The sequence below is a fragment of the Vibrio sp. V42_P2S4T144 genome (assembly GCF_009904715.1).
In the GTDB taxonomy this organism is placed as follows: domain Bacteria; phylum Pseudomonadota; class Gammaproteobacteria; order Enterobacterales; family Vibrionaceae; genus Vibrio; species Vibrio alginolyticus.
On sequence record NZ_WXWS01000043.1, the window covers coordinates 1 to 7,081 of the forward strand.

The window sequence follows — 7,081 nt, forward strand, 5'->3', positions numbered from 1 at the left end:
ACCTTACTGGGCGGCAATTGCGGTCGCGGTGATGGCATTGAACGAAAGCTTCGCACACTCGATAAACAAAGGTAATAACCGATTGCTGGGAACCTTATTGGGCATCGGTTATGCCTTCTTTCTTATCGCGATGTTCTCTCAAGACCGCTTTTTGTTCCTCACCTTCTTCACCTTGTTTTTGGGTGTGTGCATATTTATGTCGAGCGACGAGAAGTACGGCTATGTGTTTACGATCGGTTTTGCAGTGTGCTCAATTGTCGCCTGTATGGGTGGTTTTGATAATCAAGCAACTTTTCACTTCGCCGTCCTTCGTATGCAGGAGACGATTCTTGGCGTGATCACCTTTTCGGTTGTGTATCGCTTAGTGTGGCCAGTAAACACGGAACAAAACTTCGTTCAGCGTTTTGAGACAAGCCGTGAGGCAATGTTTAACGCCATGAATAACCCTCACCACATTGATATCGAAGCACTGGAAACCAATACGACCAACATAGAGAAACTGTTCCAATTGATCAGCTTGCCGCTCACTGGTAGCTACCATTTAAAAGAGCATCGTCAGCTATGGCGCGCGCGATTAAATGAGATGGCACAGATCCAAGACCGATTGCTAGAACAAGCCGATAAGCCGCAACGTAATGAGATCGATTGGTCGACGTTAGCACAGCAACTTCAAAGCTTTGATATGAAAAAGCCGAGTACATCGTTAATTGGCGACGTCCCTTTTGTTATTCGAGGAGATAAAAATACTGTCTGGCATCATGAACATCGGACCTTCATTCAGCATTTGAATGAAGACGGCAGAAAGGTACTGCAAGGTGTCTCCATGTTCGTGACGTCGCTGCTGATTTGGATTTACCTTCCTGTGCCCGGAGGGTTCATTTTCCCTATGCTGGCCGGTGTATTCTCATCACTCATTCCTACCATGCCACCGAGCATTATCAAGGATGCTTTTTTTGGAGTAATAGGTACGGGGACGGTAATCCTTCTGCAATACATTTTCTTAATGCCAATGATGACCGAGCTATGGCAACTTGCCTTGTTCTACTTCATCAACATCATTGTGATTTGGAAGGTTTTTTCCACACCAAAACTAATGGTACATAGAATTCTAGGTATTAACTTATTGGTTGTTTTGACATCGGGTGCGCTCAACTTAACCCCAGCGTATCGAATTGAAACGCCATTGCTGATGCTAGTAAACATTATGATCATTTTGATGATTGCCAAGTTGTTTACCGATCTGTTCCGTGTTCGCGTCACGGCCTAAGCGTCACCTCCGTTCTTGAAACTAAAGCCCCGCATTGCTTTTGCTCTGCGGGGCTTTTTGCTTTGTTCGCTGCCCTATTCCTACCTCACCCATAAAGCGAGGATAGTATCCATCAAAAGCGATTAACGGGATTTCTCTAGCCCCCATAAAATCATCTCATTGATTTACGAAATGCAATTTAAAACACCGCATTCACAACATCAATCACAGCAAACACATCTATCTAACTGAACAAGAAGTTCAGTGACACATTAACTGTCTGAGTCTCGAAGGTTTGAGGCTATTCAGAGTGGAAATCGTCATGAGTTTTTTTGAAATACGCGCTAGCAAGACATCTTCTCTTACTGTGCTAGCGAGCGCACTAATGCTTACTACCCCCACTTTTAGCTTCGCCGCAGAAGAGACAACTTACAACGAAGTAATGGAACAAGGTCGCCAACTTTTCGACAAATACGGTATCAGCCATGATCTACCGAAACTGGCCATCAGTTCTCTAGTACAAGGCGAGCACTTGGTAGAGCATGCTCACCGAACGGTTCAAATCGGCAACGAGGTCCGTGATTCTTCGGTGTTCCTTGTAAAAAACACCGACAGCAAGGGCAATATCGATCTACGCATCAAATACAACCCTGAAGAGCTGGATAAGAACGAAAAAGTGTTGGATGAAATCGAAGCCTTCACGCGTACAGAATATCGTCTGCGCAACTATGTTGAGAGCTTTGATTCTTCATCGGTACGAGCTAAAGAAGATCAAAACGGCAATGTCGTTGTCAGCTTCAATTACTCAAAATACGGGCTTCCACAAGACATCGCCTATTTTCGTTTCTTAAGCGTCGATATCGAACTCGTTAACGGTGAGCCAAAACGCATGGTCATCACTAACGACAAGCCTTTCACACACCACAAATACAAGGTGGATGCGTACCATCAAGAGATCCGCTTTCAAAAGCTGGATTCTGGCAAACTTGTGATTGCGAGCAAACACACTGAAATTGTTGGCTCAAGCAAAAACAAACCACTGAAAATGGTCAGCACTCTTAAACCTGTTGCCATATATGAGGATGACATTGGTGTGCAAGTGTTGGATGAGAAACGCTTGAACGAAGTTTCTGACCCACGCATGCAAGAAGCCAGTGTAAAACTTGATCGTATCTTCCCATTAATGGGCGATATGGTGCGTCGACAAGGCATCGATTTACCGCTGCCATTTGGTGTGTCAATGGCTTACCGTAACCAAGATATGAACATCCCATTCAATGACTTCACTATTGATGGCGTGCGTCTAAACGACCTATTCGACCCAGAAGACACCGTCGGGATTGTGAACGCAGAGAGTTTCAGTATTCGTGGTGACGTGAACATCCTTCCTTTTTGGAACGTGTTTGGTTACGTCGGCAAAATCAATGTCGATGCAAACGTGGATGCGGGATACACAGGCGAAGGTGGCCAGTATCTAAAAGACAAGCTGAATGATCGTCTACCGGGCTTAGGCGACAAGTTTTGTGATGGTTTGTCTGCCCTATGTAATCGCGGGCGACTGAACGTGCCAATTCACCTTGAATACGATTTGCGCGGTGTCGGTACAACACTCTCGGTTGGTTACAAAGAGTTCTTTGCTTCTGTGACTGGCACGTACTCTCAGACACGTTTAAAAGGCTTGGATGACTGGGGTGACGGCATTGTTACCGTTCAACCGATGCTTGGTTATCAGTTAGTCGACTACCGTACCCAGTTCTTTATCGGTGCTGAATATCAAGGCTTGGACTCTCGTATGGATGGCCGAGTAAAAACCGGAGATATCGAGTTCGATTACGACATCGGTGTCGAGCTTAACGAGTGGGCATTCCTGACAGGTTTCAATAAGCAAATCGGTAAGAACTACAACTTAACCATGCTTTACAACAAAGGCGAAACACGTGACTCACTGACCTTGAACTTGGGTTATCGCTTCTAATCGCACAAAGCAATAGCACACAAAGAAATAACACATTGGTAGGCCATTGGATGGTAGGAATGCATCCTACAAAGGCGATTATTGAAACTGTCACCGATGCCCTACCATTTGAGCCATCAATACAACAAGCCATCCAACCATTCACGGATTAATACCAAAGCGGCAGGACGTCGCTTGTTAGATGCCGTTTAACATTTTCGGTGTACGCACCAAATGACTTTTTGGACATAACAATGACTTTACTCAATCGCTCAACTTTAGCCATTACCATCACTCTTGCCTTAGCGGCTTGTGGTGATGATTCAAGTAAACCTAGCGTTCCTTACGATCCGGAGCCATTACAACCGTTACCGCCAGAGCAAATCTCTTTGGAAATTGGTGATGCGACCATTCAAGCCACTAAAGAGTCCCTTGTCATCACACCTCTTGATGCGGATGAAAAACTGGCAGCGGTAGAGGCGTTCAAAGGTATCCAATTTGCGCAAGCAGACCGCTTTAAGCACAGCATTGTGGCCCCACTTGAAGGCGATATTGATGCGACTCAGTTCGGTGATGCGTGTCCGCAATTAAAAACCACGACACAAACGCAGTCAGAAGATTGTTTGAACCTAAACATTTGGCGACCAACAGGGACAGAAGCGTACGCAGATTTGCCAGTTTATGTCTTTATTCACGGCGGTGACTTTGAATACGGCGCGGGCTCAGAACCATTGATTCATGGTGATATGGTGGTTGCACAAGGTGCTGACGATGGTAACCCGTTTATTGCTGTTACTTTTAACTATCGCTTGGGCTTGTTGGGCAGTGTTTGGGTTGATGGTTTGGACAACCCTGAGGGCGGTAACTTTGGCCTAGGCGATCAAAAACACGCGCTAGAATGGGTTCAACAAAACATAGAGGCATTCGGCGGCAATCCGCAAAACGTGACACTTATGGGTCAAGGTGCAGGTGCCATGTCGGTGGGAATTTTACAGCAATCAAAAGGCGATACTGCAATTGCAGGTGAGCACTTTCAACGTGCCATCATGCAAAGCAACGCTTACGGCTTTGAATATAAAAGTTACGATGTTGCCAAGAGCCAAAGACCAGAGCAAAGCGTTGAAGATCTTGCGTTACTACCACTTGAAGAGGTCATGAAGGTACAGGGCGAGATGCTTGATCCTATTCAACGTCTTAAGAACTGGGTACTGACCGCCGCGAATATTCCGGTTATCAGTCCAACACGCGACAACAGCCCATTAGCTACGTTGATGCCATTTGCGCCCTACATCGAGCATCGCCCACCAGCGTTTCTAGTGAAAGAAGTACCGGGCTATCACGTTACTGAACAAGCGATTGAGAGTGAATGGATCGTACCGACGGTAATTGGCTCTAACAGTGCAGAAAGCAATACTCTGGGCATGCTGCCGAGCCTGACATTTTTGATCCCAACTATCATTGAAATCTTGAGCCAAGAAGCGCCAGAGATCATTGAAAGTGGTGACGAAAACTTAATCGTCGAATACATGGTGGAGTGGCTAGAATCGGAAACGAACTTAAACCGTTTACGCACCGAATATCGTTCATTACTCAGCGATTCAGCTTCAATTGAACTCGATCTTTCTGACTTATTGGAACTGCTACCTAGCACCGCTTATGAGGCGATGACTAAGTTGTTCTTCGGTTTGGGGAACTCCGATTCAACCACGGAGTTACTTGCTCTGGCTGACTTCTTCCCTAACGATGAAAGCGAACTAAATGGCGCGGCCAAAAACATGCAGCAATTCAAAACCACATTGCATGACTTGCTCTTCACGGGTCCAAACCGTCATAAGGTTTCAACTGAAGAAGCAACAGGATCAACGCCAAGCTTCTACTACTTTGACTATACACCTGGATTCAACGTATGGACTTACAACACCAAAGGTGAAAATGGCGATCTCGACGTGGGTGATTTACTCAAAAGCATCAGTTGTATTGTGGGCGCTTGTAATGCATCTGAATTACCATTTGTGTTTAATAAGGCATTAAAGCTTGATGGTTCAAGTGTTCGCCCAGATAGCAAAGACAAAGCAATGATGAACGAGCTCTCTCGTATGTGGTTTAGCGAACGTTTATTTGAAGACTTCCAATACAACAGCGCGACTGATCGAGTATTGCTGATCGATAACGATGGCGGTATTCAATCCACGCAAGACTGGGACAATGCTCATCACTCAGGCATCGATCCAAAACTGCGCCAAGGTCGCCTCAACGGTCTCGAGGGACTTGGGCTGATTCTTAGTCACATGTAACGTTATCTTCAGTCACTAAAAGCTCGTTACCAAATACCTAAAAGCCAGTTCGCTGGCTTTTTTCATCCTTATTCCTTGAACATAATTAGGAAGGTTTACTCATGTTTCCTAACGCCCTCCGTGCTCTGCTACTCTTTATCTTCGGCGCGCTGTTGGTTGGCTGTGCCCAGCCCTACCCTCAAGTTGAACCGGATTTTGAAGCCAATTGGCAAACTACTCAGCATCAAGCCGAAGTTTACTTAATTGCTACCGCTCCAGAAGCCTTTGCTCGTCGCGTAGAACTGGTTAGAAACGCTCAGCAAAGCATCGATATGACTTACTTTTCTTGGGAGAGTGACACGCTTGGTTTGATGCTACTCAATGAACTCAAGCAAGCAGCAGATCGAGGCGTGCAAATTCGACTCACTCTCGATGATTTATTGGTTTTTAACGAGAAATGGCTTGCTGATCTCAGCGCTCACGACAACATTCAAATCCGTTTATTCAATCCGTTTGATTCACGTAAGTCAGGTTGGATTGGTCGCGCCGTCAACTTCTCTACTCATCAACAACGTTTGGACAATCGTCTGCACGAGAAGTACTTCAACGTCGATCATCAATGGATGATTCTAGGTGGACGTAACATTGGCGACGACTATTTTGGTTACAGCCGCAAAGCGAACTTCTTTGATATGGACGTCTTGTTCAAAGGCAGCCTTATTCGAGCGTTCGACCAGAACTACCAACAACTTTGGAACAGCGAGCATGTTACGCCAATAGAAAACATCGTTAAAGTTACCCCAAACTATTACACGTTTACTAAAGCGCTTAATAAAGGTGAGAAAGACAAAAGCATCATTCTGGCTGAAGTTGAAAAACAGGTTAAACACCTGACCAGTCCCGACTTCATCACTGCGCAAGTCACCCCCGTTTTCGACTCATTAAACAAGTTAGAAAACAACAAATTACTTTAGAAAACGTGCAGAACACCAAGTTTGGCAACAAATAACCACTGCATCCAAAGCAGTAATATCAACGCCTTATGTGGTACCAAGTGATGGTGAATTTGCCTTTATTGATACCTTGATGGAGCAAAAAGCGGACATCACGTTAATGACGAACTCGTCTGCATCTAATGATTCTGGCTTTATTCCGGCTTATTACGAGGAGCATCGCCAAACCTTGTTGGATAAGGGCGTTAATATACTTGAGTACAAAAACCAAGCGAAAAATGATGACCATTACTTCCATGCGGATACTTATTATCACAACAAGACGGTGATACTCGATGATCGGCTGACTTACATCGGCTCATCAAACTTCGACCCAAGATCGGATTTCCTCAATGTGGAATTTGGTGTGTTGGTCCAAAGCGAAGCCTTTGCAGAACATGTCATGCACTACTTAACCCGACAACAAGATGAACTGTTTTGGCGAGTATCTCGAGATAGACAAGGCCAAACTCAGTGGCAATCAATGAATGAGATCCATACTAAGAATCCAAACTATGGTGGATGGCATAAGGCGCCTAACTGGATATTCAAGAAACTGAATGGTGAGTTCGAACTCTAAACAAACAAGACTTAAAAAGGCTCTCTATCTGCAAGG

General features: G+C 45.1%; 3 protein-coding genes and 1 pseudogene. All 4 read left to right on the top strand.

Features of this window, described 5'->3' with window-relative positions; translation table 11 throughout:
• On the top strand, positions 1 to 1,267 hold a 1,267-nt coding region (locus tag CAG68_RS01365), incomplete at its 5' end, for an FUSC family protein (RefSeq protein WP_161440707.1).
• Between the two features lie 301 nt (positions 1,268 to 1,568).
• Positions 1,569 to 3,221, top strand: coding sequence for a hypothetical protein (locus CAG68_RS01370; RefSeq protein ID WP_086046809.1), 1,653 nt, complete (start codon positions 1,569 to 1,571; stop codon positions 3,219 to 3,221).
• Positions 3,222 to 3,454: 233 nt separating this feature from the next.
• Positions 3,455 to 5,494, top strand: coding sequence for a carboxylesterase family protein (locus CAG68_RS01375; RefSeq protein ID WP_086046810.1), 2,040 nt, complete (start codon positions 3,455 to 3,457; stop codon positions 5,492 to 5,494).
• A gap of 101 nt (positions 5,495 to 5,595) precedes the next feature.
• A pseudogene (locus CAG68_RS01380) lies at positions 5,596 to 7,045 on the top strand (phospholipase D family protein).
• The last annotated feature ends 36 nt before the right edge of the window (positions 7,046 to 7,081 follow it).

Coding starts and splice junctions, on each gene's coding strand:
- CAG68_RS01370 (WP_086046809.1), top strand. CDS start 1,569: ATGAGTTTTTTTGAAATACGCGCTAGCAAGACATCTTCTCTTACTGTG.
- CAG68_RS01375 (WP_086046810.1), top strand. CDS start 3,455: ATGACTTTACTCAATCGCTCAACTTTAGCCATTACCATCACTCTTGCC.